This is a genomic window from Microcystis sp. M44BS1 (genome assembly GCF_020244875.1).
Taxonomy (GTDB): Bacteria; Cyanobacteriota; Cyanobacteriia; order Cyanobacteriales; family Microcystaceae; genus Microcystis; species Microcystis panniformis.
The window spans coordinates 1-2,976 of the sequence record NZ_JADBVM010000270.1; the positions used below are offsets into that span (position 1 = coordinate 1).

Annotated in this window: 4 protein-coding genes; 1 reads left to right on the top strand and 3 read right to left on the bottom strand. The window is 39.8% G+C overall.

Annotated elements, in window-relative coordinates:
- Nucleotides 1-202 precede the first annotated feature (202 nt).
- Together IM515_RS20525 and IM515_RS20530 are read right to left on the bottom strand one after the other, a co-directional pair.
- Complete coding sequence (locus IM515_RS20525; protein WP_287627668.1) at nt 203-607, bottom strand: type II toxin-antitoxin system VapC family toxin; 405 nt, start codon at nt 605-607, stop codon at nt 203-205.
- A complete protein-coding gene (locus IM515_RS20530; RefSeq protein WP_002765838.1) occupies nt 604-879 on the bottom strand; it encodes a hypothetical protein in 276 nt (91 codons plus the stop codon). Before IM515_RS20530 ends, IM515_RS20525 begins: the two co-directional genes overlap by 4 nt.
- Nucleotides 880-1,705: 826 nt before the next feature.
- Here IM515_RS20530 and IM515_RS20535 point away from each other — a divergent pair.
- Nucleotides 1,706-2,122 (top strand): DUF29 domain-containing protein, encoded by a 417-nt coding sequence (locus tag IM515_RS20535; protein WP_193961557.1) that lies wholly within the window; start codon nt 1,706-1,708, stop codon nt 2,120-2,122.
- A 236-nt stretch (nt 2,123-2,358) separates the two neighbouring features.
- On the opposite strand, the gene IM515_RS20540 is transcribed toward IM515_RS20535, so the two are convergent.
- Nucleotides 2,359-2,976 (bottom strand): DUF1345 domain-containing protein (locus IM515_RS20540; RefSeq protein ID WP_287627669.1); only part of this gene is annotated, 618 nt, incomplete at its 5' end.

Below are 2,976 nucleotides of genomic sequence, written 5' to 3' on the forward strand. Positions count from 1 at the left end.
AAGTACGGGCGAAGCATTCGGATAGAAAATCTCCGGTTTCACCGATAGGTTATTGCCCGAATGCTTCGCCCCTACAGGACGCGGGCCGATGAAGACGCAAGGTTTTGAAGCACGATTCTCTCAAAATCTTGCACCTGTTTCACGAGAAAAGCCACAAAACCCTTACCTTGCCTACATTTCACATTGATTCAGCAGACCCTAGTTATAGTGTCCAATCTTCTAATTCTAACCCTTCAATTTTACTGAAATGCTTTTGATTGTGGGTAATTAATACTAAATTATTCGCTATAGCTACTCCTGCAATTAAGAGATCGATGTCGTCAAGAGGAGTCCCTTGTTTCCTTAAGTCGGCATAAATTCTAGCTGATATCGTCACCGATTCGTTGGTTAAAAGTAGAATTTGATTCCCTTGGGAAAATTCCAAAAACTTGTCAAGCTGTTTCTGGGCATCTCGATGTTTTAAACCACTCAAGATTTCATAATAAGTAATCAAGCTAAAACTCAATTGCCTGTATTCTTGGAGATACAAATTACAACAATGAACGACCTGGGGATGATTGCGGAAAAACAAGGAAAGAATATCAGTATCAAGTAAACAAGGTTTCAAATCTCGAATCTCCGCGATAAAGAATTTTGACGACGCTGTTCTACTTCTTCACAAAAATTTCTAAAATCTTCCTCAGGAAGATCTTCCCAAATCCCCGCAAACTTCATAATTTCCTTACCTTCAGACGTAAGATGAGTTTCTAGGGCATCTTTGAGTCGATTTAAAACACCCTCTAGAGAACTATCTTGGTAATCAATCGCATCTAATTCAGGAAATTTGACTAAATATCCATCGGGATTTTTGGAGATGACAATACTAATTGTATTGACCATTTTAAGCCCTCCTATCTGACTCTAAATTTTCAGTCTTGTTGTTTTTTATCGATGGTAAATAAGGAATCAAACCTTTGCGGAATGCCTCTTCTTGTTCAGCTATGCCAAAGTGTTTGTAGAGTTCGCTTGTTAACTTAGTTGTTTACGTTTGGCAAACCAAACAACATATTCTCTCAAAAGAGGATTGCTTTCGATATGTTCGAGAAGTTTATTCATGGCTCAAAAAAGTAAAATCTCATTATATCACACTTAATTCTCTGTTAATTTATTTCTTGGAGATGTCTATTAGGCCAAATCCGGTTTTAAAAAAACGGTTATAATCAGGGACGACTGAAGTCGTTACTACGAAACGAGAAGCTTGTAAACTAGACTTTCTAATACGCATTCTCTCCAACTCAGCCCTCGTCGCTTCCAAAGTAGCCGCTTTCACCTCAATGCCAGTGTTGCCGAAGGCACTCGCTACGCGAGACCGCAATCCTATTTCTCTGCATCTCCCCACCACCAGCCAGGTTCTTCTGTTGGGTTCCAGTTTTAGGATAAACCTCGAAAATGGGATGCTCCCCCCAAATAGACATTTGCCTCGTTTAAGGTTAGACTGAGCTTAGGTGGGAATATTTGTCTTTGCTTATGTAAGTAGGTGGGTGGAATTAAATATAAGATTAACGTAGGTTGGGTTGAAGCATGAAACCCAACCCCCGCATGGGTTACGCTACCGCTAACCCATCCTACAAATAATTGTGCCTCCCTACTTAAGTCGGGACTAATAAAGCCGCTGCTATCTATATTTGTCTAGTTTTTTTATTGCAATCTAACAGGAGTTTAACTTATGAGTCAGATAGCTATCGATAAAATTTACGAGACAGATTTCTATCAATGGACAATGAAACAAGCCCAAGCCTTAAAAGAACAAAATGTCCAAGAATTGGACTGGGAAAACCTGATTGAGGAGATCGAAGCTTTGGGACGTAGTGATTATCAAGCAGTGGTCTCCTTACTAACTCGAATTATGCAACACCGCCTGAAGATTGATTACGCTAATAAGCCTGAGTGTAATCGCCATTGGCAAGCCGAAATCAAAGCTTTCTCTAACACTCTTAAGCGTCGCTACAGTCTATCAATGAAGCCTAAGCTAGAAGTAGAATGGCAAGGGATCTATTCGGATGCAGTTGACCTGTATTTGATTGACTATCCCCCTTCTAACATCCCTGAAACCTGTCCTTATCATTTTAATGATTTATTTTGATGCCAGAAACTCACCTTGATTTCTTAAAACTTAGGCAATTCCGAAGGCTAGAAGCCTGTTCCACACAGGTTATATTTACCTCGTTTACCTCGTTCCCAAGTTCTACCTGGGAACGCCATTTTTAGGTTCTACCTGAAGAATGATATATATGAATAAGGCAGAGCCTAAATCCTCTGGTTCCAAGGCTCTGCCTTGGAACCAGAATACACAGGTTATATTAGAAGTCTGTTTCACCATTAAATGAGATTAGAAATTATGTTTACCACTAAACCGATAACTACTGCTACTAAGATAAAAGAGAGGATGGAATGAAAGAGTGTCATGCGTCGCATCGCAACACTTTCAATGGATACGTCCGATGTTTGGTAACACATAGCGATAGTAAAAGAGTAATACATAAAATCCCAATAATCCACCAGTTCTTGATTGGGAAAGTCTAAACCTTTGCGGTAAGCGGATGAATCTTCTGCGGATAGTTCATCGTAGTAGAGTCTGGCATAATACAGAGCAAAAAAAGTATGTACCAGAGTCCAAGACAAAAAGATTGCTAATAGGGACAGTCCCATGTGCAAATTCGCCAACAAAGGAGTCCATTTCTTGGAGTTGTTGAGTAATAAAGCAAGAGCAATTAACCCCATACCAGAAAATAGCAGCACAGCAAATAAAGTGCTAATACCCTTGGTTTCTTGCTGTTGAGACAAGCGAAAGGTATATTCCGCAGTCGCTTTGGACATTTGCACTGCTAAAACACTCAAATAACTTAGTATCGCTAGATCGTAAGCCAAGAGAAACCGCAATTCCTGGTAAAATTCTCCCGTGATTAAATAAACGAAAATTGCCACTGTCAGCGTGAA

Bases quoted from the DNA above. Each gene is read 5' to 3' on its own strand.
- IM515_RS20530 (WP_002765838.1), bottom strand. From the start codon at position 879: ATGGTCAATACAATTAGTATTGTCATCTCCAAAAATCCCGATGGATAT.
- IM515_RS20535 (WP_193961557.1), top strand. From the start codon at position 1,706: ATGAGTCAGATAGCTATCGATAAAATTTACGAGACAGATTTCTATCAA.